Annotated in this window: 20 protein-coding genes; 18 read left to right on the top strand and 2 right to left on the bottom strand. The window is 59.3% G+C overall.

Annotation, left to right across the window (positions count from 1 at the left end; genetic code table 11):
• Position 1: 1 nt before the first annotated feature.
• From ACT3UA_RS01385 to nrdR, 14 genes are all read left to right on the top strand, one after another.
• On the top strand, positions 2-1243 hold the full coding sequence (locus ACT3UA_RS01385) for an FtsW/RodA/SpoVE family cell cycle protein (protein ID WP_096286495.1): 1242 nt from the start codon (positions 2-4) through the stop codon (positions 1241-1243).
• 56 nt (positions 1244-1299) lie between these two features.
• Positions 1300-2424 carry an undecaprenyldiphospho-muramoylpentapeptide beta-N-acetylglucosaminyltransferase gene (gene murG, locus ACT3UA_RS01380; protein WP_096286493.1) on the top strand — a complete coding sequence of 375 codons (1125 nt, stop codon included), beginning with the start codon at positions 1300-1302 and terminating at the stop codon, positions 2422-2424.
• A 2-nt stretch (positions 2425-2426) separates the two neighbouring features.
• A complete protein-coding gene (murC, locus tag ACT3UA_RS01375) occupies positions 2427-3830 on the top strand; it encodes a UDP-N-acetylmuramate--L-alanine ligase (RefSeq protein WP_096286491.1) in 1404 nt (467 codons plus the stop codon).
• A 14-nt stretch (positions 3831-3844) separates the two neighbouring features.
• Positions 3845-4579 (top strand): cell division protein FtsQ/DivIB, encoded by a 735-nt coding sequence (locus ACT3UA_RS01370; RefSeq protein ID WP_096286489.1) that lies wholly within the window; start codon positions 3845-3847, stop codon positions 4577-4579.
• 218 nt (positions 4580-4797) lie between these two features.
• Positions 4798-5988, top strand: a complete 1191-nt coding sequence (gene ftsZ / locus ACT3UA_RS01365) for a cell division protein FtsZ (RefSeq protein ID WP_096286487.1) — start codon at positions 4798-4800, stop codon at positions 5986-5988.
• Between the two features lie 20 nt (positions 5989-6008).
• A complete protein-coding gene (locus ACT3UA_RS01360) occupies positions 6009-6731 on the top strand; it encodes a polyphenol oxidase family protein (protein WP_096286485.1) in 723 nt (240 codons plus the stop codon).
• A 126-nt stretch (positions 6732-6857) separates the two neighbouring features.
• The gene (locus ACT3UA_RS01355) at positions 6858-7409 is read left to right on the top strand and encodes a cell division protein SepF (protein ID WP_096286483.1); all 552 of its coding nucleotides are present in this window, start codon (positions 6858-6860) and stop codon (positions 7407-7409) included.
• 23 nt (positions 7410-7432) lie between these two features.
• Positions 7433-7729 (top strand): YggT family protein, encoded by a 297-nt coding sequence (locus tag ACT3UA_RS01350; RefSeq protein ID WP_096286481.1) that lies wholly within the window; start codon positions 7433-7435, stop codon positions 7727-7729.
• Positions 7730-7955: 226 nt separating this feature from the next.
• Entirely contained in the window at positions 7956-8693 is a 738-nt protein-coding gene (locus ACT3UA_RS01345; protein WP_096286479.1) for a DivIVA domain-containing protein, read from the top strand.
• Between the two features lie 108 nt (positions 8694-8801).
• Positions 8802-9374, top strand: coding sequence for a signal peptidase II (gene lspA / locus ACT3UA_RS01340; RefSeq protein ID WP_255248439.1), 573 nt, complete (start codon positions 8802-8804; stop codon positions 9372-9374).
• A complete protein-coding gene (locus tag ACT3UA_RS01335) occupies positions 9371-10318 on the top strand; it encodes an RluA family pseudouridine synthase (RefSeq protein ID WP_096286475.1) in 948 nt (315 codons plus the stop codon). The genes lspA and ACT3UA_RS01335 overlap by 4 nt, the downstream gene beginning before the upstream one ends.
• An 83-nt stretch (positions 10319-10401) precedes the next feature.
• A complete protein-coding gene (gene dnaE / locus ACT3UA_RS01330) occupies positions 10402-13965 on the top strand; it encodes a DNA polymerase III subunit alpha (RefSeq protein WP_096286473.1) in 3564 nt (1187 codons plus the stop codon).
• A gap of 75 nt (positions 13966-14040) precedes the next feature.
• Positions 14041-15393, top strand: coding sequence for a histidinol dehydrogenase (gene hisD, locus ACT3UA_RS01325; RefSeq protein ID WP_096286471.1), 1353 nt, complete (start codon positions 14041-14043; stop codon positions 15391-15393).
• An 85-nt stretch (positions 15394-15478) separates the two neighbouring features.
• Positions 15479-15967 (top strand): transcriptional regulator NrdR, encoded by a 489-nt coding sequence (gene nrdR / locus ACT3UA_RS01320; RefSeq protein WP_096286469.1) that lies wholly within the window; start codon positions 15479-15481, stop codon positions 15965-15967.
• Between the two features lie 107 nt (positions 15968-16074).
• Here the strand turns inward: nrdR and map are convergent, their stop codons facing one another.
• Positions 16075-16950, bottom strand: a complete 876-nt coding sequence (gene map, locus ACT3UA_RS01315) for a type I methionyl aminopeptidase (protein ID WP_096286467.1) — start codon at positions 16948-16950, stop codon at positions 16075-16077.
• A 112-nt stretch (positions 16951-17062) separates the two neighbouring features.
• On the opposite strand from map, the gene ACT3UA_RS01310 reads away from it, so the two are divergent.
• Positions 17063-17257: a hypothetical protein gene (locus ACT3UA_RS01310; RefSeq protein WP_096286465.1), complete on the top strand. Its 195-nt coding sequence runs from the start codon at positions 17063-17065 to the stop codon at positions 17255-17257.
• 70 nt (positions 17258-17327) lie between these two features.
• Here ACT3UA_RS01310 and panB read toward each other — a convergent pair whose 3' ends face one another.
• The gene (gene panB, locus ACT3UA_RS01305; protein WP_096286463.1) at positions 17328-18164 is read right to left on the bottom strand and encodes a 3-methyl-2-oxobutanoate hydroxymethyltransferase; all 837 of its coding nucleotides are present in this window, start codon (positions 18162-18164) and stop codon (positions 17328-17330) included.
• A gap of 133 nt (positions 18165-18297) precedes the next feature.
• Between panB and glnA the strand changes: the two genes are divergently transcribed.
• From glnA to ACT3UA_RS01290, 3 genes are read left to right on the top strand one after another with little or no spacing between them, the layout of a single operon-like run.
• Positions 18298-19638 carry a type I glutamate--ammonia ligase gene (gene glnA, locus ACT3UA_RS01300; RefSeq protein WP_096286461.1) on the top strand — a complete coding sequence of 447 codons (1341 nt, stop codon included), beginning with the start codon at positions 18298-18300 and terminating at the stop codon, positions 19636-19638.
• A 51-nt stretch (positions 19639-19689) separates the two neighbouring features.
• Positions 19690-22716 (top strand): bifunctional [glutamine synthetase] adenylyltransferase/[glutamine synthetase]-adenylyl-L-tyrosine phosphorylase, encoded by a 3027-nt coding sequence (locus ACT3UA_RS01295; RefSeq protein WP_096286459.1) that lies wholly within the window; start codon positions 19690-19692, stop codon positions 22714-22716.
• Positions 22716-23279 (top strand): DUF1990 family protein, encoded by a 564-nt coding sequence (locus ACT3UA_RS01290; RefSeq protein WP_096286457.1) that lies wholly within the window; start codon positions 22716-22718, stop codon positions 23277-23279. The genes ACT3UA_RS01295 and ACT3UA_RS01290 overlap by 1 nt, the downstream gene beginning before the upstream one ends.
• The last annotated feature ends 12 nt before the right edge of the window (positions 23280-23291 follow it).

Raw genomic sequence — 23291 nt, 5'->3', positions numbered from 1 at the left:
TATGGCGTCACCACGTGGCAAAAAAGCCAGGAACGGAAAGCCTAAAATCTCCCCGATTTCCCGGCTCATCGGCAATATCGAATCCGGTAGTGCCCGGACCGCCTCCATTGACTACATGCTGGTGTTCGTCACCTCCATTGCCTTAGCCGTTTTCGGTGTGCTGATGGTGCAGTCTTCGGCATCGGTCGAGGCGATCGCGCGCGGAAACGACGGCTTTGAGGTGGCGATCTCCCAGGCGATGTTCGCCGCGTTGGGGATCGTGTGCATGATCGTCATGCAATTTTTCAAACCAGAGTCCTTGAAGCGGCTCGCCTGGCCCGCGGCAATCATCGCGTTCGGGCTGCTCTTCCTGGTGGCCTTCACCCCGCTGGGCCATGAGGTCTTGGGCAACCGAAACTGGATCCGCATCACCGCTACCGTAGGGCTGCAGCCCAGTGAATTCGCCAAGCTGGCGTTGGCGGTTTTTGCCGCGTTCATGCTGGAAAAGAAACAGGGCATGCTGCACGACTACAAGCACCTGTTCATTCCAGTAGTCGCTCCCGTCGGCGGCGCCATCCTCTTGCTGGTGCTGTGGGGCAAGGATGTGGGTACCGCGCTGATCCTAATCCTGATCATCGCCACCGCATTATTCCTCGGCGGGCTCAAGATCAAGTGGCTGGCCCTGACCGGCGCCGCGGGTTTCATCGTGCTCTCGGTCTTGGTTTTTGCCTCTAGCAACCGACGTGCCCGCATGCTGGCATGGCTGAACATCGACTGCGGTCCCGATGACCGGATCTGCTACCAGTCGAGCATGGGACTGCATGCCTTCGCATCGGGTGGCTGGTTCGGTGTAGGCGCCGGGCAATCACGGTTGAAGTGGTCGTATGTTCCGGAAGCTCAGAACGACTTTATCTTCTCAATCCTTGGTGAAGAGTTCGGCTTTGTCGGAGTGCTCTTCGTGCTGTGCATGTTCGCGCTGTTGGCCTTGGCCATGTACCGCATTTCGATGCGCGCAAATGACCTGTACACGAAGGTGCTCATGGGTTGCATATCTTCGTGGATCATTGGCCAGACGTTCATCAACCTCGGCACCGTCAGCGGATTGCTGCCGGTCATCGGCGTGCCCTTGCCGTTCATTTCTTCCGGCGGCTCGGCCATGCTTGCGGTAATGCTCGCCATGGGTTTTGTCCTGTGTTCTGCTCGCGCCCAAAAGGTCGCCGCATTGGCTACCCTTGTCGAGGATGCCAAGAAGCCTAAAAAGTAGTATTCGCTTACGTTATTGCCTAATAGCCGGTCTTGGACCCAAGGAGTAGAAAAGCCATGAGTGATCCGATCCGTCTGGTAGTTGCCGGAGGCGGAACCGCCGGCCATATCTCGCCGATGCTGGCGATCGCTGATGCGGTCCGCAAGCGGGACCTTCAAGCAGAGATCCTCGCGCTGGGATCCCCGGGCGGACTCGAAACGAAGCTGGTGCCGGAAGCCGGATACCGGCTGGAGCTGATTCCCAAGGCGCCGATGCCTCGCAGTATTTCGCTGGATCTGCTCAAGTTCCCTTTCCGATTCCTGAAGGCGCTAAGCCAAGCGAAGCGGACCCTGCGCGAAACCGGTGCCGAAGCACTGCTCGGCGTGGGAGGTTACGTATGCACACCAGCCTATCTCGCGGCAAAGCAGCTGGGGATACCGACCTTTGTCCATGAGGCGAACTCGGTAGCCGGCATGGCCAATAAATTGGGTGCCAAACACGCGGTAGCGGTCGGAACCACCTTCGCCAATACCGGGTTGCCTAAGGAACGCCAGGTGGGCATGCCGATGCGCTCGAATATTGCGCTGATGGATCGCAACGCGTTGCGCGAGGAAGCACGCGCGTATTTCGGCCTCACCGATGAAGCTCCGGTTCTCCTGGTCACCGGAGGTTCCTCCGGAGCGCAGAGCTTGAACACCACGATTATTGCCGCGCTCGATGAGCTGACGGCCGCCGGGATTCATGTGGTGCATATTACCGGCCGGGAAAAGCAGGCCACCGATGCCCAGGGAAATCTCTTGGCGCAGGAGGGCTATACGCAGCGCGAATATGTGGAACGCATGGACTACGCCTATGCGGCGGCCGATCTGATGATCTGCCGTTCGGGTGCCGGGACCGTCTGCGAGCTGGCCGTGGCGGGCACCCCTTCGGTACTGGTGCCCTTGCCTATCGGCAATGGTGAGCAGAAGCTCAATGCGCGTGAACTCGTCGCAGCCGGGGGCGCGGTGCTGGTCTCCGACGGCGAATTCACTCCCGACTTTGTCACCGACACGGTGCTGAAGCTGGTCACCGATCAGCATAAACTTGAACAGATGTCGCAGGCCGCCGCGGCCCAGGGGCAGCGAGACGCCGCCGAACAGATGGCGGCCCTGATTATCGATGAAGTTTCAACCCGCCGTTCAGCGTCGGGCCAGAAAGGCTAAACATGGCACAGCAGCCAGGCGAGCACATCGCCGAACTTGGCAAGGTACATCTGATGGGTGTTGGCGGTGTTGGCGTATCTGCCGTAGCCCGACTGCTATTGGACTATGGGGTATCGGTGTCCGGCTCCGACGCCAAGAACCTGCCGGTTCTCGACGGCTTGCGTGAGCGCGGCGCGCGTATTCATGTCGGCTATGACCCACAGAACTTAGGTGACGCGGACACCGTGGTGATCTCCTCGATCATCAAGCCCGGGAACGCCGAATACGATGAAGCGCTCCGCCGGGGACTGCGCATCTTGCACCGCTCCGAGGGGCTCGAAGCGACCATGCGCGGCCATCAGCAGGTGGTGACCATCGCCGGAACCCACGGCAAGACCACCACTACGTCGTTGACCGCCCATATGCTGAAGACCGCAGCGGCAGCCCCGTCTTTTGCCGTGGGCGCGAACATTCCAAGTCTGGGCACCAACGCAGAACTCGGCGCGGGAGGGATCTTCGTCGCCGAGGCGGATGAGTCCGATTCATCGTTCTTGAATTATCGGCCAAATGTCATTGTGGTCACCAACGTCGAAGCCGATCACCTCGATCACTATGGTACGGCGGAAGCCGTGCACCAGGCCTTTGTAGATTTCGCTCGGTTGCTGCCCGCGGATGGTCTGCTCATCTGCTGTGCAGATGATGAAGGCGCCAACGGCCTGGCTCGCAAGATGCGCCATGAACGTCCCGAACTGCGGATCCAGACCTACGGTTTCGCCGATCACGCTGACCGTCGGCTCAGCGATGCGCGCGCGCTGGACGACGGGCGTTTCGTGTGCACCATCGAATGGGGCAGCGGTGAGAGCCATACGCTGAACCTTGCGGTGCCTGGCCAGCACAATCTGCTTAACGCTGCCGCAGCCCTGGCGGTAGGCATGGATGCCGGGCTTGAAATCGCCGATGCGCTTGAGGCTTTGGCCAGTTTTGCAGGTGCAGCGCGCCGTTTCGAGTTCAAAGGCGAAGCCGAAGGCGTGCGTGTCTATGATGACTACGCCCACCATCCCACCGAAGTAAATGCCGCCTTGAAGGCAGGACGCGCGGTGGCCGGGGACGGCAAGCTGCATGTGGTGTTCCAACCGCATCTTTTCAGCCGAACCCAAGAGTTCTACCGCCAGTTCGCCCAAGCCTTGTCGTTGGCCGACAGCGTGCGCGTTCTGGAGATCTACCCGGCACGTGAAGAGCCGATCCCCGGAGTCACCAGCGCGCTGATCGCCGAGCGGATCGAAGTGCCAAGCGAGGTGCTCAGCCCGGTGGCGGCGGTGGCCCACGTGGTCGAGTATGCCGAACCCGGAGATGTCGTGATGACCATTGGTGCCGGAGATGTGACCGAACTTGGTTCGCAAATCGTCGCGGCACTGTCCTGCGAATAAAGCTGGGAGCCACTATGGGGGAAAACACCAAGGTTGTCGAGCTGCCAGCCAGCCCGGAGAAGAAACGACGCAAGCTGCTCATTATCATCGCCGCAAGCATTGTGGCGCTGAGCATCGCGGCGGTATTGATTCTCAGTTTTTCGCCGCTGCTTGCCGCGAAGAAAATTGAGGTGACCGGAAGCAAACTGGTCAGCGAGCAGAAGCTGCTCGAAGCGTTGGCGCCGCTGGAAGGAGTGCCGCTGCCGCGGATCTCCGAATCGCGTGTCGTAGAGCTTATCGGCGATCAGCCAGCCGTGGACGAGATTGTGGTGCGTGCAAAAATGCCCGACACGCTAGTCGTCGAAGTGGTCGAGGCCGTGCCTGTGGCGATCCTGGAGGAGGGGAAAAATTCCTATATCGTCTCGTCTACCGGAGAGAAGCTGAAAAAAGTCGGAGAGAAGGACAAAACCAAACTTCCTCGGGTGAAGGCCTCGGATCAAACCAAAGACCCGGAGCAGTTTCAGCTGCTGACCGGGATCCTGAGCACGGTGGAGCCCAACGTGCTCAAGCAGGTCTCCACCGCTACGCTGACCCAGGCCGGTTTCATGGAACTCGCCTTGCCGAAGAAGCGAACTCTGATCTGGGGAGACGGAGGGAAGGCCGCACTTAAAAATGAAGTTGCGAAGATTTTCCTCGACGAACTAAATGAAAATCCGAAGATGGCCAAGGTCATCGACGTGACCAATCCAGAAAACCCGGTGACGTATTAAGTCGTTCGCCACGGGCGAGGGATGAACATTCTCAAGGTAAATTCTGGAAAGATAGGTTTCAATAGGCGACACGCCACGGCGGTCGTTGCAGAAAGCCAGCATGGCTCATAGCGTTCTTAATAGCGATAGCTTGACAGAAACTTAACCTTAAGGCAAAAGGTCAAGGTTTCGCGCATGAATCGTGAAATATGTAGCACATCTAACAAGGGAAGCGGGACGTGGCAGCTCCACAGAATTACCTCGCGGTCATTAAAGTCGTCGGAATCGGCGGTGGCGGTGTAAACGCAGTCAATCGAATGATCGAAGTCGGTCTCAAGGGCGTTGAATTCATCGCCATCAATACCGATGCGCAGGCTCTACTCATGAGTGATGCCGACGTTAAGCTCGACGTAGGACGCGAACTTACTCGCGGCCTCGGCGCTGGCGCGAACCCTGATGTGGGACGCCAGGCAGCCGAAGACCACGTTGAAGAGATCGAAGACGTCCTACGCGGCGCCGACATGGTCTTCGTGACCGCCGGTGAAGGCGGTGGCACCGGTACCGGTGGCGCGCCCGTCGTGGCACGAATCGCCCGCGGATTGGGCGCTCTGACCATCGGTGTCGTCACCCGCCCATTCACCTTCGAAGGTCGCCGCCGCGCGAACTCGGCCGAAAATGGCATCGAAGCACTACGCGACGAAGTCGATACTCTGATCGTCATCCCGAACGACCGACTGCTGTCCATCTCGGACCGCAACGTTTCCGTTCTGGACGCATTCCGCCAAGCAGACCAGGTACTGCTTTCCGGTGTTCAGGGCATCACCGACTTGATCACCACCTCGGGTCTGATCAACCTCGACTTCGCCGACGTGAAGTCCGTTATGCAGGGTGCCGGCTCGGCACTTATGGGTATCGGTTCAGCACGTGGCGAGGATCGTGCGGTCAAGGCCGCAGAGCTAGCAATCGCTTCGCCGTTGCTGGAAGCATCCATTGACGGTGCGCATGGCGTCCTGCTCTCCATTCAGGGTGGCTCGGATCTCGGTTTGTTTGAGATCAACGAGGCAGCTCGTCTGGTTCAGGAAGTCGCGCACCCAGAAGCCAATATCATTTTCGGTGCCGTCATCGACGACGCTTTGGGTGACGAAGCTCGAGTTACGGTGATTGCTGCCGGCTTTGACGAGCCAGATGTAACCAGCAAGCCGATGGCTCCGCTGGCTTCGAAGCCAGCGGCCAGCCGTCAAGCACAAGAGCAGCAGCCTGTTCCAGCTGCGGTGGCCCCTGAAGCAACACCAGCTCCGGCGGCCGCTGCTCCAGAAGCAAAGCCAGCGGCAGCGGAGCAGGACAACTCCTTCCAGGATCTTCCAGACGTTGTCGACTCGGACCTTAACGGTTCGAACGATGACCTGGACGTTCCGGACTTCCTAAAGTAAAAACAGCGACAAGCTGAGCAGTGCTACATTTCGCGTCGAACCTCGATTCGAGTATCCAACTGGCATTTACCACGCAAGCCGAGGGAAACCTGGCCTTGCATGTAAATGATGACCCCCACTTAGTGGGGGAGCATCGGGCCAAGCTGGAAGACTCGATCGGGGTTCGTCGTTTTTCATTGCACTTCATGAACCAAATCCATTCCACAGTGGCGGTGCATATTGCCCCAGTGCAGCGCACCTCATGGAATGAACCCGAGGCGCCGACCTGCGATGCGCTCATCGACCCTACCGGGCGCGAAGCCCTCGCCGTCCTGGTGGCCGATTGCCTGCCGGTCCTTTTTGTGGCACGAGACACGCACAATGCTCGGACTTTCACCGCCGCGGCCCACGCCGGTCGTCGGGGGCTACTGGGCGGGATTCTGGCGCATACCGTCGATGAACTGCATGGATTGGGCGCAGAATCGGTTGAGGCCGTCATCGGTCCGGCGATCTGCGGGCGCTGCTATGAAGTCCCGGAAGCCATGGCAGCCGAATCCGAGCTAGCGCGACCGGGCATACGAACCAGCACCAGCTGGGGGACCCCCGCGCTCGATCTACCGGTTTCGGCCGAGCAAGAGCTCTCGGCACTAGGCGTTCAGGTGCAGCAAAGCAGAATTTGCACCTTGGAGGATGAGAGATTCTTCTCCTATCGAAGAACTCCTCAAGCGGGTCGATTGGCTGGCCTGATATGGCCGAAAACCTAGGCTTGCGCGACACACCGCGCAAAAAAATTCGAATGAGCGATGCCTGTCGATTGCCGTGCGGTAGCGTCAGAGTAGCGGAATCATGCACCTGCGCGTGCATGCACGGGACAACTGAGGAGAAATATCGTGGCTGACGGACTACGTAAGGCAATGGTCTATCTTGGCTTGGCGGATGCTGTCGAGCAGAGCGAGGCCGAAATGGACAACTCAGAACCTAGGACCCAGGTGCGGGCCGTAGAAGATGCTGCCCCGCAGCGTCCTTCCGAAGCCCCGCGCCCGCAGCCGGTAGTCAAGCCGGTTGCCCCGCATTCCGTAGCCAAAGAACCAGAGAGCGAATACCGTGCTCCGGTCACACCGATTAAGCGTGCCCCTTCAGTACGGGATGAGGATTCCGAATTGCGTCAAATTACTACCGTTCACCCGCGTTCTTACAACGATGCCAAAATCATCGGTGAGAACTTCCGTGACGGAATCCCGGTGATTATGAATGTCACCGATATGGGAGAAACCGATGCTAAGCGCCTAGTCGATTTCTCGGCTGGCCTAGTTTTCGCACTCCACGGCTCCATCGAGCGAGTCACGAATAAAGTATTTCTGCTCTCCCCGGCCACTGTGGAAGTACTGGGTGAAGACCGTAAACAGTCCGAAGCCCAGGCGACTTTCTTCAACCAGAGTTAAGCTGCAGGAGCGAGCGCGTAAACATGGTGTTCGGGATTATTTATTTCCTGCTAGCTGTCTTGCAGATTCTGCTAATAATGCGAATTGTGTTGGACATAACTGAAAGTTTTGCACGGCATTGGCGACCGAAAGGGATCGCGCTAGTGGCTGCAACTGCAATCGTCACGATTACCGACCCGCCGCTGCGTTGGTTGAGACGCAGGATTAAGCCATTGGATATCGGTGGAATCCGGCTTGACTTGTCATTTTTGATCCTGTTTATCGTCGTAATGATTGTCAAATCGATCATTAGTGGCGTAGGTTACAGTACAGGGATCTGAGCAGGTATTTCGTAGAAGAATACGAGGATCTGGCAGAGTCCTAAACTGTAAAATTCAATAGAAAAAGAGCTGTCCCGGCAGTTCGGTTTCGTAATTAGTGTCCGAATCGTTATATCCTTTAGGAAATAGTGCTCCGACTTCACCGGTCGCGACACTGAATGAACGGTAAGTGTTTCGCTAGACATCAACGGTCGAGCGGAAATGATCCCAGTATTGAGGTGACCCAATGGCTTTGACGCCAGAAGACGTAGTCAATAAGCGGTTTCAGCCGACCAAGTTCCGTGAAGGCTACGACCAAGACGAGGTAGATGACTTCCTCGACGAGATCGTTGTGGAGCTGCGTCGCCTGACCGGTGAGAACGAAGAGCTGCGCAGCCGCTTGGCAGCGCAAGGCGGGGACACCAGCGTCTCGGCCAAGGAACAGTCCGTTCCAGCTCCCGTGGCCGCCGCTCCAGCTGCGAAACCAGCTGAAGAAAAGAAGGCTGAAACCAAGCCGGAAGAGCCAAAGAAGGTCGAGACCCCAGCCGCTGCACCAGTAGCCGAGGCCAAGAAGGCCGAAGCTCCGGTTGCTGCAGCCAAGGTCGAGGACAAGAAGGACGCGGCTCCTGGAGCCAACGCCGTTCCTGCTGCCGCTCCTCGCACCGAATCCGCAGAATCTGCAGCCAACGTGCTTTCGATGGCACAGCGACTGCACGATGAATACGTTGCCTCCGGTGTTGAGCAGCGTGACAAGATCATCTCGGAAGCTAAGACCGAAGCGAACTCGCTGGTTACCTCTGCAGAAGAGAAGAGCCGCAAGACTCTCTCCGCACTGGAACAGCAGAAGTCCGTACTTGAGCGCAAGCTTGAGCAGCTGCGTGGCTTCGAGCGTGACTACCGTGCACGTCTGAAGACTTACATCGAAGGACAGCTCCGCGACCTTGAGTCGCAGGGATCCATCGATAACGCAACCAAGTCCAACTAGTCCCTTACGGGTTTGATGGCTTGAACTAAATATAAGTACAGTTGACGGTGGTGCTCGGGTTTGTCCGGCGCCACCGTTGATGTTTAAAGGGAATTAATGGGTAATAGTGTGAGTGCTTCACAACCGAGAAGTGCTGCTGCGGCCAAGCGCTTCACCGGCATAGGGCTGGTCATCGCCCTGATCGCATTGGTCCTGGACCAAGCGGTCAAAATTCTCGTGGAGAGAAATATGGAACTCGGCGAATCCTTCGTGGTCATCCCGAATTTCTTGGATATCCATTACATTCTCAATCCCGGGGCCGCCTTCTCCATGGGCGAAGACTTCACCATCGTCTTTGCCATCTTGCAAGCGGCGGTCGTGGTCTACGTGATCTATCTGCTGCTGCGCAAGGTCGCGGTACGCTCCTGGGCGATCATCCTGGGATGTCTGCTTGGCGGGGTCGCGGGAAACCTGGCCGACCGAATCTTCCGCGAGCCGGCCTTTGGCTTCGGGCATGTAGTTGACATGTTCTCCGTCCAAAACTTTGCCATCTTCAACGTCGCCGACTCGTTTATCGTCTGCTCGATGATCGTGGTTGCGCTGATGCTGATCCGCGGAAGGAATTTGGATGGCACCATCGGCGATGCGCCGACTAAGAAAATAAACGACGGGGACGACGAAGGCACGGAGCCCACAGCATGAGCGGTACCGACACCACCGAGAACCACGCACTAGTCGTCGCCCCAGAGGATGCCGGGCAACGTCTGGACGTCCACATCTCCAAGACCTTGGAAATCCCGCGCACCCTGGCCAAATCCCTGTGCAAGGATTCGATGGTTGAAGTCAACGGACGGATTGTCACCAAGCCGCTCAAACTCCAAGCGGGGGACAGGCTGCAAGTGACCATCCCACCCCAGGCCGATCCATTAGAAATCAGAGTAATTGCCGTGGAAGATCTGAAGATTATTGCCGACGAAGATGACTATGTGGTCATCGATAAGCCGGTAGGCGTCGCGGCGCATCCTTCGCCGGGTTGGGTCGGACCGACCGTGGTCGGTGCGCTGATGGCCGAGGGATATAACATCTCAACCTCAGGTGCGTCGGAACGCCAGGGCATCGTGCACCGGCTCGACGTCGGAACCAGCGGCCTGATGGTGGTGGCCAAGTCCGAACGCGCCTATACCGCGCTCAAGCGTGCCTTCAAGGAACGTACTCCGAAGAAGGTCTACCACGCGGTGGTCCAGGGATTGCCGGATCCTCTTGAAGGAACCATCGACGCGCCCATCGGCCGCCACCCGGGACACGACTGGAAGTTCGCGGTACTCGAAGGCGGGCGCGATTCGGTGACCCATTACGAAATGCTCGAAGCCTTCGGACGGGCAAGTTTGGTCGAAGTGCAATTGGAAACCGGTCGAACCCACCAGATCCGCGTGCACTTCTCAGCCTTCGGCCACCCCTGCGTCGGCGACCAAACCTATGGTGCGGACCCGAAGTTCAGTGCCGCCCTGGGGCTGACCCGCCAATGGCTACATGCCAAGCGTCTAGGATTCAACCATCCGGTCACCGATCAATGGGTCGAGTACGAAAGCGAATATCCGCACGATCTGTCGGGTGCATTGGAGCTACTGCGCGAAGGAACTTACTAGTTCCCTCGGTGCTTGCTATGAGAGCTCCCACAGCGGGTGGGGCAGTGGACGAAATTCGTTGCGTGAATCGCTAGACTGGTTCAGTGAGCGCGACACGTGACGGATTTGTCCATCTGCATACCCATACCGAATACTCCATGCTGGACGGAGCAGCCCGGCTAGGCGAGCTATTTGAAGAAGCCAACCGGCAAGGCATGGAAGCCATGGCCATCACCGACCATGGATACCTCTTTGGCGCCTTCGATTTCTGGAAACGGGCTACCGACGCTGGCGTCAAGCCAATCATCGGCGTAGAAGCCTACGTCACCCCGGGCACGGCCCGAAATGACAAGACCCGTGTGAAATGGCGTACCGATGAATCGCAAAAAGGCGACGACGTTTCCGGCGGTGGCCTGTACAACCACATGACCTTGCTGTCCTATAACAACAAGGGTATGGACAACCTGTTCAAGGGTTCCTCCAGAGCCTCATTGGATTCAGTGTTCGGCAAGTACCCGCGCTGGGACCGCGAACTGCTCAACGAGCATTCCGAGGGCCTGATCGCGACCACCGGTTGCCCCTCCGGGGAGGTGCAGACCAAGCTTCGTCTCGGGCAATACGATGCGGCCAAGGCTGCCGCGGCGGAGCTCCAGGATCTGTTCGGCAAGGAAAACTACTACTGCGAGATCATGGACCACGGTCTGGAGATTGAACGCAGGATCACCAAGGACCTGTTGCGCCTGGCCCGCGAGCTAAACATCCCCTTGGTGGCGACCAACGACCTGCACTACACCCATGAAGCTGATTCGAAAGCGCACGAGGCGCTCCTTGCCATCAACTCGGGTTCCACGCTCGATGAACCGACCTATGACCAGGGTGGCAGCCGCTTCGCATTCTCCGGTTCCGGCTACTATCTCAAGAGCGCGCGCGAAATGCGTGAGCTGTTCAAGGAACATCCAGAAGCCTGCGACAACACCCTTGAAATCGCAGATCGCGTTGATCTCACCTTTGACACCAACGCGAACTACATGCCGAAGTTCCCTTGTCCGCCGGGAGAAGATGAGACCAGCTGGCTGATCAAGGAAGTCGACAAGGGGATGCACTACAGGTATCCCAACGGCGTTCCGGACGCTTCGCGCCGACAGGCGGACTACGAGCTGGACGTCATCATCAAGATGGGCTTTCCTGGCTACTTCCTCGTCGTGGCGGACTTCATCAACTGGTCCAAGGACAACGGCATCCGTGTCGGTCCGGGCCGTGGCTCTGGTGCCGGTTCCATGGTTGCCTATGCCATGCGTATTACCGACCTCGACCCGCTGGTGCACGGGCTGATCTTCGAACGCTTCCTGAACCCGGAACGTGTGTCCATGCCCGACTTCGACGTCGACTTCGATGATCGTCGCCGCGCGGAGGTCATCAAATACGTGACCGAAAAGTATGGCGATGAACGTGTCTCCATGATCGTGACCTATGGTTCGATCAAGACCAAACAAGCGTTGAAAGACTCCTCACGCGTGCTTGGCTACCCATTCAGCATGGGTGAAACCTTGACTAAGGCACTGCCCCCGGCAGTGATGGCCAAGGACATTCCGCTCAACGACATTGAGAATCCGGATTCGAAGCGCTATTCCGAAGCCGGGGACTTCCGCAACCTGGTGGCGAATGACCCGGAAGCCGCGCGAGTCTTCGAGACCGCGAAGGGCCTGGAAGGGCTGAAGCGCCAGTGGGGGGTACACGCCGCCGGCGTCATCATGAGCTCGGATCCGATTATCGACGTGATCCCGATTATGCGCCGTTTTCAGGATGGCCAAGTCATCACGCAGTTCGACTACCCGACCTGCGAAGGTTTGGGATTGATCAAGATGGACTTCCTGGGGTTGCGCAACCTCACCATCATTTCCGACGCGCTGGAGAACATCCAGTACAACACCGGGAACGAGATCGACCTCGAGGTCTTGACCCTGGAAGATCCCGCGGCCTACCAGCTGCTGGCCCGCGGTGACACCCTCGGGGTGTTCCAGCTCGACGGTGGCCCGATGCGTTCGCTGCTGAAAATGATGCGTCCGGATAACTTCGAAGACATTTCGGCAGTTATCGCCCTGTACCGCCCAGGTCCAATGGGCGCGAACTCGCACACCAATTATGCGTTGCGCAAGACCGGGCTGCAGGACGTCACTCCGATCCACCCGGAACTCGAAGAACCGCTTGCGGATATTCTCGGCGGGACCTACGGCCTGATCGTGTATCAGGAGCAGGTTATGGCGATCGCGCAGAAACTGGCCGGCTACTCGCTGGGTCAAGCAGATATTCTGCGCCGCGCCATGGGCAAGAAGAAGAAATCCGAACTGGATAAGCAGTTTGCGGGCTTCAAAAAGGGCATGAACGACAGCGGCTATTCCGACGCCGCGGTGAAAACCCTGTGGGATATTCTGCTGCCCTTCTCCGACTATGCCTTTAATAAGGCCCACTCGGCGGCCTACGGTGTGGTCTCTTACTGGACCGCCTACCTCAAGGCTCATTACCCGGCCGAATACATGGCCGCCTTGCTCACCAGCGTCGGTGACGACAAGGACAAGCTCGCGCTGTACCTGAACGAATGCCGCCACATCGGTATTACCGTACTGCCACCGGATGTCAACGAATCGGCCTTGAACTTTACCCCTGTGGGCAAGGACATCCGCTTCGGCATGGGCGCCATCCGAAACGTCGGCGCCAACGCCGTGGCAGGCATGGTCGAAGCGCGCACCGAAAAGGGGGCCTACCGGGACTTCAGCGACTTCCTGAGCAAGGTGCCTGCGGTAGTGTGCAACAAGCGCACAATCGAATCCTTGATCAAGGCCGGAGCCTTCGATTCGATGAAGCACCCGCGCCGCGCGCTGGTGGCTATCCACGAAGAAGCCGTGGACTCGGTCATCCAGCTTAAGCGCAATGAGGCCGCGAACCAGTTTGATCTGTTCAGCGCGCTGGATACCTCCGATGTTTCGGACGCGATGACGGTGGCCGTCCCCGACCTTCCCGACTGGGAGAAGAAGGAAAAGCTCGCTTACGAACGCGATATGCTCGGCCTCTACGTCTCGGACCACCCCTTGCAGGGTCTGGGCTCTGCCCTGGACCAGTATGCGGATATGCCGGTCACCAGCGTGCTTTCGGATGAAGGGCCCTCCGATGGGCACGTCATTTCGATTGCAGGCATGATCAGCGGCCTGCAGCGGCGCATTGCCAAGAAATCCGGTAATCCCTACGCGCGCTGTGAGATCGAAGACCTCTCGGGCTCCATGGAAGTCATGTTCTTCGGGCAGGCCTATCAGCCGATCGCCGAGATTCTGGCCGATGACCTGATCGTGGTCATCAAGGGCCGCGTGCAGCGCCGCGATGATGGTTCGATTACGCTCAACGCCCAAGAAATGATGATTCCGGAACTCTCGGATGCCTCTGGCACAGGACCGGTGGTCATCGGCATTCCGACGCATAAGGCCACCGAGTCGCTGATTCAAAAGCTCGGTGACGTGCTGCGTACCCACAACGGCAATACCGAGGTGCGGGTGAAACTCACCGGTAGCCGTGGAACCTCGTTGATGCGGCTGGGGATGAACTTCAGGGTCAATCCGAACCCCGCATTGTTCGGAGACCTCAAGGTATTGCTCGGCCCAGCCTGCTTGGACGTCTAGCAAGTTCCCGGGGCTTATGACCGGGTTGGGTAACCAAAGGAAACCTAACCCGGCCAGAGGCGTTAAACTAGGATCGTGACTTCAAACCCAGATACAGTCTTTTCCGAACTCGCGACCATCGACTGGCGTGGAGCAAAACTCAACCGTGCTCAGCTCAAGGCCAAACTGCCGCGACCTGAAGTGAACTCGCAGACCGCCGCCGAGGTGGTCCAGCAGATCATCGAGGATGTGCGCGAGCATGGCATGGAAACGTTGAAGGACCTCGCGAAGCGATTCGACAAGGTTGATCTGGAGCATACCCGGGTACCGCAGAGCGAACTCGATCGCGCCCTGGACGAGCTAGATCCGCAGGTCCGGCTGGCTCTGGAAGAATCGATCAGCCGCGCGCGAGTCTTCGCCGCAGCGCAGCTGCCGCAGGAAGCAAGTGTGGCTTATGGCCACGGCGGCACTGTGACCCAGCGCTGGGTGCCGGTGCGCCGCGTCGGGCTTTATGTTCCCGGAGGATTGGCCGTCTACCCGTCCTCGGTCATCATGAACACCGTTCCCGCGCAGGCCGCTGGCGTCACTTCGCTGGCGTTGGCCAGCCCTCCGCAGCAGGACTTCGGAGGACTGCCGCACCCGACCATCCTCGCCGCGGCGAAGCTGCTGGGCATTACCGAGGTGCACGCCATGGGTGGTGCGCAAGCCGTCGCGGCCTTCGCCTACGGCGTCGAAGTCCCCGGGGACCAGCGTGGAGACATCGAACCGGTAGATGTCATCTCAGGTCCGGGCAATGTTTTCGTCGCGACCGCTAAGCGCCTAGTCAAGGGAGTAGTGGGAATCGATGCGGAAGCCGGTCCCACCGAAATCGCGATCCTCGCCGATCACCGGGCCAACGCGGCCTTCGTCGCCGCGGACATGATTTCGCAGGCCGAACACGATGCGAATGCGGCGGCCGTACTGGTCACGGATTCCCCGGAGCTAGCTGTCGCTGTGCGCGCCGAACTTGCCACACAGGTGGCCGCAACAAAACACACAGAACGCGTGCAGCAGGCTTTGTCAGGTACGCAATCGGCGATCATCCTGGTCGATGACCTGGAGCAGGGGATCGAAGTATGCAATGCGTATGCGGCCGAACACCTCGAGGTGCTGACCCAAAACGCTGCCGAGGTCGCCGCGCGGATCAATGCCGCCGGGGCGATCTTCGTGGGCGAATACGCCCCGGTGTCGCTGGGAGACTACTGCGCGGGTTCAAACCACGTGCTTCCTACCAGCGGTACCGCCCTGCACGCCTCGGGCCTGAATGTGAACACCTTCTTGAAGGCCATACAGGTGATCGACTATGACAAGCAAGCGCTCGCTGAGGTAGCCGCTCACGTGATCAATCTGGCCAATGCAGAGGACCTTCCAGCGCACGGCGATGCAGTCGCGGTCCGTCAGGCGCTTTAGAAGCTAAACTATTAGGTGACGTGTGTGGATTTCTGTACGCCGTAGGCCTCGGTAGACACCACGGTCGCAAAAAGTTGGAGGTGCCATGAATTGCCCTTATTGTCGCAACGCAGATTCGCGTGTGGTCGATAGCCGAGTCGCCGATGACGGCGTGTCCATTCGACGCCGTCGTCAATGCACCGAGTGTTCGCGCCGTTTCACCACCACGGAAACCGCTTCGCTGAGCGTTTTGAAGCAGTCCGGCGCAGTGGAGCCGTTCTCGCGCCACAAGGTCATCAACGGTGTGCGCAAGGCCTGCCAAGGCCGCCCCGTGACCGATCACGATCTGGCCATCCTGGCTCAAGAGGTTGAGGAAGCGGTCCGGACTTCCGGGGCCGCAGAAATCCCGGCCCATCAAGTTGGGCTGGCGATTCTCGAGCCGCTGTCGCGCCTGGACGAAGTCGCCTATTTGCGTTTCGCTAGCGTTTATCACAATTTCCAGTCGCTCACGGATTTCGAAACCGCGATCGCGAAGCTGCGCGACCGCCGGGCCAAGACCCCGCAGGGAAACCAGCGTCCGCTAACCGCAGACTAAGGGCCAGCGCTTCCCAGCCGTAGGCAGATAGTTTCAAGGCCGGGCTCCGAACCATGACGGTTCGGGGCCCGGCCTTGTTGCTTGCCGGAAATCGAGGACTCGAGCAGCTACGGAAGGGTGAGAATCTCGGCGCCGTCGTTGGTGACCAGCAGGGTGTGCTCGAACTGCGCGGTGCGCTTCTTATCGCGCGTGGTCACCGTCCAGTCATCGGCCCACATATCCCACTCAATGGTGCCCAGGGTCAGCATCGGCTCGATGGTGAAGACCATGCCCGGCTCGATCAAGGTATCGTAGGCCGGTGCCGCATCGTAGTGCGGAATGATCAGCCCGGTGTGGAATGCCTCGCCGACCCCGTGGCCGGTGAAATCACGGACCACGCCATAGCCAAAGCGCTTGGCGTAGCTTTCGATGATGCGCCCGATGACGTTGATCTCACGCCCCGGCATCACGGCCTTGATCGCCCGCTTCAAGGACATTTCGGTGCGTTCCACCAAGAGCCGGGATTCTTCGTCAACGTCGCCCACGAGGAACGTTGCATTGTTATCCCCGTGCACCCCGCCGATGTACGCGGTGATATCGATGTTGATGATGTCGCCATCCTGCAACACGGTGCTGTCCGGGATGCCGTGGCAGATGACTTCATTGAGCGAGGAACAGAGCGATTTGGGGAATTCCCGATAGCCGAGAGTAGATGGGTAGGCGTTGTGATCCATCAAGAATTCGTGTCCCAGACGATCAAGCGCATCTGTGGTCACGCCCGGCTGGCAGGCCTTGCCAACTTCGGCCAACGCTTGGGCCGCGATACGTGAGGCAATGCGGATTCGCTCGATCACTTCAGGACTTTTAACTTCCGAGGCCGTGCTTTTCGCCGGTTCCTTCTTGCCCACATATTCGGGTCGTTCGATATGCGCCGGGACGAAGAGCTCCGGTGAGATCGTGCCAGGGGTCAGGGTTCCAAGTGGTGCAGTTGCAACAGTAGCCATATAAACACTCTAACTACGCAGCTAGCCCAACATCGCTTTTCTGAAGCCACCGATATGCGTGAGATTGAGCTAGCGTGGAGTCAGCAACAGCAATCGAACCTAGGAGCTGACCGTGAGCCAGAGCGCCACCCCCGGTGAAGGCAAATATTGGTACAACGTATCGACCGGCGGCATCGAGAAGGGACCGCAGTCCGACTGGACCCAGCTTCTCGGCCCCTACGATACCGAGGATGCGGCACGCAACGCGATGTCCAAGGTGCAGGCCCGCAACGAAGCCTGGGATGCCGAAGACGAAGAAGACGAATAACGAACTGGACCCGGGTGCGAGGGAAATTGATTCCTTGCACCCGGGTCCAGTGTGACGGCCGTGGAACTTGCTAGTCCTTGAACTCGTACTCGGCCGAGGGGAATGCGCCGCTCACGACGTCCCGGTGGTATTCGCCGACGGCGGCGGAAATCACCGAGCGAAGATCGGCGTACTGCTTCACGAATCGCGGGGTGCGGTGAGCCCCCAGCCCCAGGAGGTCCTGCCAGACAAGGACCTGTCCGGTGGTCCCGTTTCCTGCGCCGATGCCAATGGTTGGCACCCGCAGAGCCGCATCGACCTTGGCCGCCACAGGGCTAGGCACCATTTCCATGAGGACCGCAAAAGCGCCGGCACGCTCTAGCGCCTGGGCATCCGAGATCATCTCCGCGGCGCCGTCTCCGCGTCCTTGAACACGGTAGCCGCCCAGGGCATGCTCGGATTGCGGGGTGAATCCGATATGTCCGATGACCGGAACTCCGGCAAGCACCATCGCTTGAACATGTTCGGCGAACTGATGGCCCCCTTCAACCTTCACGGCCTGGGCGCCGCCCTCCTTCATGAGCCGAACCGCGGTGGCTACCGCTTGCTGCGGGGACTGCTCGTAGGAACCAAATGGAAGATCGGCTACGACCAGAGCGCGCTTGGCACCATTGGCGACGGCCTTGGTGAAGACGATCATTTCGTCCACGGTAATAGGCAAGGTGGAGTCGTAGCCAACCACGGTGTTGGCCGCTGAGTCGCCTACGAGGAGCAGCTCGATGCCTGCTTGGTCGAAGATCTCGGCCATCATGACGTCATATGCGGTTAACATGGCGAATTTTTCGCCATGCTCTTTTGCCTGCTGTAAATGGTGAACCCGAATGCGGGAAGGGCCTTTGTCAGGGTCGGAAAGATATGGTTGGGGCATAGAAAAACCTTATCGCACTTGCACCCAGCGGTGCGTGGCAGAGATTGAGGCCCAAAACGTATAGTCTTGCTTCAGGTTGTTTAACTCCCGGCTGTGATCAGTGCGGGAATCAAAGATTTTGAGGCGGTGAATTATGGATCGTCAGCAGGAATTCGTGCTGCGCACCATTGAAGAACGTGACGTTCGGTTCGTGCGTATGTGGTTTACCGACGTAGTCGGTTCCTTGAAGTCTGTAGCGTTGGCCCCGGCCGAAGTTGAAGACGCCTTCGAAGAGGGCCTGGGTTTTGACGGCTCCTCGATCGACGGGCTGTCGCGCATCTCGGAATCAGATATGCTGCTGCAGCCGGATCCGGCGACCTTCCAGATTTTGCCGTGGCGTGGTGAAGTCGAACCCACCAGCCGCATGTTCTGCGACATCCTCACCCCCGAAGGCCAGCCTTCCAGCGCGGATCCCCGCCAGGTGCTCAAGCGCCAGCTGACCGAAGCGGCCGACATGGGATTCACCTGCTACACGCACCCGGAGATCGAGTTCTATCTGCTGGAGAACAGCAAGCTCGATGAGCAGGGCCGCCCGCAGCCGATAGACAATGGCGGCTACTTCGACCACGTGCCCGATGGCGTGGGCCAAGATTTCCGTCGCGCCTCGGTGACTACCTTGGAAGCCTTGGGAATTTCGGTCGAGTTCTCGCACCACGAGACCGGGCCAGGGCAGAACGAAATTGATCTGCGCTATGCAGATGCACTGCAGACCGCCGACAACATCATGACCTTCCGCACCGTCATCAAGGAAATGGCCATGCAGAAGGGCATCCACGCCACCTTCATGCCCAAGCCGTTTGCGGACCAGCCAGGCAGCGGAATGCACACGCACTTCTCGTTGTTCGAGGGCGACGCGAATGCATTTTTCGAGGCCGGCCGCGAGTACCAGCTCTCCGACGTAGCTCGTTCATTCATCGCCGGCATTTTGCACCATGCTCCCGAGATGACCGCGATCACCAACCAGTACGTGAATTCCTACAAGCGGCTCTGGGGCGGCGGTGAAGCTCCAAGCTACCGTTCGTGGGGCCACAACAACCGTTCCGCTTTGGTCCGCGTGCCGCTGTACAAACCAGGCAAGGGTCAGAGCGCCCGCGTGGAATACCGCGGCATCGATTCCGCCGCGAACCCCTACCTGGCCTACGCAACCCTGCTTGGCGCCGGGCTGAAGGGCATCCGTGAGGGATACGAACTGGAGGAGCCGACCGAGGACGACGTCTGGGCACTGTCCACCGCAGAACGCCGCGCCTCGGGCCACGTCCCGCTGCCTGGCACGCTGCACGATGCGCTGAAGTCCATGGAAGAATCCGAGCTGATGGCAGAGGTGCTTGGCGAACAGGTTTTCAACTCCTTCTTGGCAAATAAACGAGCCGAGTGGGAAGAATACCGTCAGGTCATCACGCCCTACGAGCTCAACAAGTATCTGGGAATCCTCTAAGGAGTACGCCACGTCCACGACGTGGCGGCAAGTGGGAGACACACGAAAAATATGGCAGAAGTATCCTCACGGGCACTGATCAACGCTGGATTCAGCGATACCGAACGCGCCAAGAAGTTCCTTGAAGCAGAAGCACTGGCGAACGTTGATCCGGTTCTCATCGTGAGGATGATGGCGCACGCGCCAGATCCCGACCAGGCACTTCTGCTGGCGCTCAGGCTTGTGGATCGTCACCCCGAAGCCGCTGAGATTTTTCGACAGCCAGATACCTGCTTGGCAATGGTTCGACTGCTCGGCAGCTCTTCGGCCCTGGGTGAGTTCTTGATCCGCTGCCCAGAGGCCTTGGCGGTAGTCAGCCAGGCGCCGAGCAAAACCTTTCGGCCTGTCGGGCTCGAATCCCTACGTAGTGCCATGCTTGACTCGGTTGGCGCTACGCGTACCGCCAACGAACACTGGATATCATCGTGCATTGGGGCCGAAGCGCGGCAGAAATTACGTGCGAGTTACCGTAAGGCGCTGCTGTCTTTGGCGTACCGAGACCTTGGCGCCGCGGATCCGCAGGAAATTCTTCCCCTAGTTGCCGCCGAACTCGCAGATATGGCTGGTGCGGTGCTCGAAGGCGCACTGGCAATCGCACGCGCCGAAGCCTCCGAGCAGTACACCTCGGAAGATGTAGATAGCGTCAAGCTTTCCATCATCGGCATGGGTAAATGCGGTGCTCGGGAATTGAACTACATTTCAGATGTAGACGTGATCTATGTGCACGGCAGCACCCCGAACCTGGATGAGGACCTCGCATCCGCCATCGCCACCGTACTGTGCGGCAATACGGCTCGTGCAATTATGGTCCCTGGTCCCGAACCGATGCTCTGGGAAGTGGACGCGAACTTGCGTCCGGAAGGCAAGGACGGGGCCCTGACCCGGACTTTGTCGTCACACGAAGCCTATTACAACCGGTGGGCGCACTCCTGGGAGTTCCAGGCGCTGCTCAAGGCGCGGGCCATTGCCGGGGACCCGGAACTTGGACGTTCTTATGAGCGCATGGTCTCCCCGATGATCTGGTCCAGCTCGGAGCGCGAAGGCTTCGTTGAATCCGTGCAGTCCATGCGTCGGCGGGTGAGCGACCACATCGACAAGGAAGAAGTTCCTTGGCAAATCAAGTTGGGGCCCGGCGGACTGCGCGACGTGGAATTCACCGTGCAGCTTCTGCAATTGGTCCACGGACGCGTGGATCCCGAGATCCAGGTGCCGACGACCACGCTGGCGATCCGGGCGATGAGCGAGATCGGATACATCAGCCGCGAAGATGCGAGAAACTTTGACGAGTCTTACCGTTACCTGCGTCTGCTAGAACACCGAATCCAACTTAGCCAGCTGCGCCGTACGCACCTGATGCCACGCGTTGAGGGCGCTCAGCGGGTGCTGGCTCGGGCGGTGCGCGGGGCCGGTGACCTGCAGGCCACGAACCCTGAAAAGCTTTTGCGCCGGTGGAATGAGACCAAACGCCTCGTCCGTTCGCTGCACGAACGCATCTTCTACCGCCCGCTGCTGGTCACCAGCTCGAATCTCTCGGCAGACCAGGTGCGCCTGACCCCGGAGTCCGCGCAGGCACGTCTGCGTGCCCTGGGCTATTTGGATCCGAAGGCGGCGATGCGCCATATCGAGGCGTTGACCGGGGGAGTCTCGCGCCGGTCCTCACTGCAGCGGCAGCTGCTGCCGGTGCTCCTGGATTGGTTCGCACGGGGAGTGGACCCGGACGCCGGTCTGCTGGGGTTCCGCAGGCTCAGCGAGGCCTTGGGGAAGTCTCCGTGGTTCCTGGGCATGCTGCGCGATACCAATGCGGCGGCCGAGCGTTTGAGCCACCTGCTGTCAAACACACGGTTCTTGACCGATCTGCTGGCCAACGAGCCGGCGGCGGCCGCGTGGCTGGGCTCGAACAGCGCGTTGGCGCCGCAGACCTACCAGAGCCTGCAGCAGCAGAACGCCTCGATCATCCAGCGCACCAAACAGCCCGAGGCGGCGATCCGGCAAATCCGTTTGGTGCGCCGTCGCGAGTTCTTGCGCGTTGCGCTGGCGGACGGAGCGGGTCTGCTGAACGTCTCGCAAGTCGGTGAGGCGCTGTCGAATATCGACGGAAACATGATCGATGGAATTTTGAAGGTGCTGCTCGCGGCGGACCAGCAAAAGCATGGAGTGCATGCGATCATCACCGTCATCGCCATGGGCCGGCAAGGCGGGGAGGAGATCGGCTACGGTTCGGACGCCGACGTGCTCTTCGTGCAGCGTCCCGTTGACGGCACCAGCGCCCAAGAGTCCCAAGAACAGGCCTTGCGCGTGGTGACCGAGCTGACCTCCTGGAGCAACAAGCCGCTCAAGCCGGCCATTCCCGCAGAAGTGAAGCTCCAAGTCGATTCCGATCTTCGTCCCGAAGGGCGAGCAGGGATGCTGGTTCGTTCGCTTGACGCCTATGCCCAGTACTACGAGCGTTGGGTGGAAGTCTGGGAACGCCAAGCTCTGCAACGGGCCCGCCCATTTGCCGGCGACGCGCAACTTGCTGCGGACTTCATCCAGCTTATCGAGCCGGTACGCTACGGCAAGGGGCTCGACGAGGGCCAGATGAAGGACATTCGAAAGATCAAGGCTCGCGTCGAGTCCGAAAGACTGCCTCGCGGTGCCGATCCCAACCGGCATCTGAAACTTGGCAGGGGCTCGCTTTCCGATATTGAATGGCTAGTCCAGTTTTATCAACTGCGCTACGCATGGAAACATCCATCGCTGCGCACTCCGGCCACGCGCAAGGCATTGGATGCCATGGCCGGATTGGAGCTGATCAGCGAAGAAGAAGCCGAGCTCTTGGACTTCACCTGGTCCTTGGCTACACGGATTCGAAGCGCCGAGATCATTACCTCCGGACGTTCTAGCGATGTGCTGCCACGCTCGGCCAGGGATATGGAGGCAGTGGCACGCTGGTGCGGCTACGAGGCCAATCAAGGTCCGGCATTGGAAGAGGACTACCTGCGTGCCACCAGGCATTCGCGTGCAATCTTTGAACAGCTCTTCTACGGTTTTGAAGATTAATGGTGGGCTCGGACCCACCTGCTCCCGCGTCGTTAACGACTCCCGAGAGCCAGATCTGGCAAGCCAGTGGTTTTGGCCATCTACGCTGGGAGAAAACGGTCCGGATCGGTGCGGGGGAGCGTCATTGGCGCTGGGCTTCGGAACAGGTGCTGCGCTGGGGGATCAAAACCCGCAGCGGATTCAGCGTGCTTCCTGCGCTGCCTGTTGCCGTTGGGCAGCGCCCGGTCATCAGGGTCGATTTGCCAGGGGCTAGGATCCTTGAACCCGTGGAAGTGATCTCCGTTGTTGAAACGACTCAGCGAGTCGGCTTCGCTTACCGGACCTTGGCGGGGCATCCGGTTAGCGGCGAAGAGTGCTTCGTCCTCGAACAACGTACCGGCGGAAACTTCCTCACGATCAGGTCATTGACCAGGCCTGCCGACGTGCAGCCTTGGCGCGGGCTGTTCCCCTTGCTCAGAGCCGCCCAACTGATTGCTCGCTACCGGTACTTCAAGGCGCTCCGAATGCCTGGCAGCTCGAGGGCGAGCGGCAGCAGTACGTCCGGCTCTACCAATAGCCGGTGAACCTCCCTAGAC

It is taken from the genome of Glutamicibacter sp. 363, assembly GCF_052379505.1.
Lineage (GTDB): Bacteria > Actinomycetota > Actinomycetes > Actinomycetales > Micrococcaceae > Glutamicibacter.
Note: the sequence above shows the minus strand (reverse complement) of the source record. Positions and strands in the feature narration are given on the sequence as shown.

Coding starts and splice junctions, on each gene's coding strand:
- ACT3UA_RS01385 (WP_096286495.1), top strand. CDS start 2: ATGGCGTCACCACGTGGCAAAAAAGCCAGGAACGGAAAGCCTAAAATC.
- nrdR (WP_096286469.1), top strand. CDS start 15,479: ATGAATTGCCCTTATTGTCGCAACGCAGATTCGCGTGTGGTCGATAGC.
- murC (WP_096286491.1), top strand. CDS start 2,427: ATGGCACAGCAGCCAGGCGAGCACATCGCCGAACTTGGCAAGGTACAT.
- ACT3UA_RS01350 (WP_096286481.1), top strand. CDS start 7,433: ATGGTGTTCGGGATTATTTATTTCCTGCTAGCTGTCTTGCAGATTCTG.
- glnA (WP_096286461.1), top strand. CDS start 18,298: ATGGATCGTCAGCAGGAATTCGTGCTGCGCACCATTGAAGAACGTGAC.
- panB (WP_096286463.1), bottom strand. CDS start 18,164: ATGCCCCAACCATATCTTTCCGACCCTGACAAAGGCCCTTCCCGCATT.
- ACT3UA_RS01345 (WP_096286479.1), top strand. CDS start 7,956: ATGGCTTTGACGCCAGAAGACGTAGTCAATAAGCGGTTTCAGCCGACC.
- ACT3UA_RS01290 (WP_096286457.1), top strand. CDS start 22,716: ATGGTGGGCTCGGACCCACCTGCTCCCGCGTCGTTAACGACTCCCGAG.
- ACT3UA_RS01335 (WP_096286475.1), top strand. CDS start 9,371: ATGAGCGGTACCGACACCACCGAGAACCACGCACTAGTCGTCGCCCCA.
- ACT3UA_RS01370 (WP_096286489.1), top strand. CDS start 3,845: ATGGGGGAAAACACCAAGGTTGTCGAGCTGCCAGCCAGCCCGGAGAAG.
- map (WP_096286467.1), bottom strand. CDS start 16,950: ATGGCTACTGTTGCAACTGCACCACTTGGAACCCTGACCCCTGGCACG.
- murG (WP_096286493.1), top strand. CDS start 1,300: ATGAGTGATCCGATCCGTCTGGTAGTTGCCGGAGGCGGAACCGCCGGC.
- ACT3UA_RS01295 (WP_096286459.1), top strand. CDS start 19,690: ATGGCAGAAGTATCCTCACGGGCACTGATCAACGCTGGATTCAGCGAT.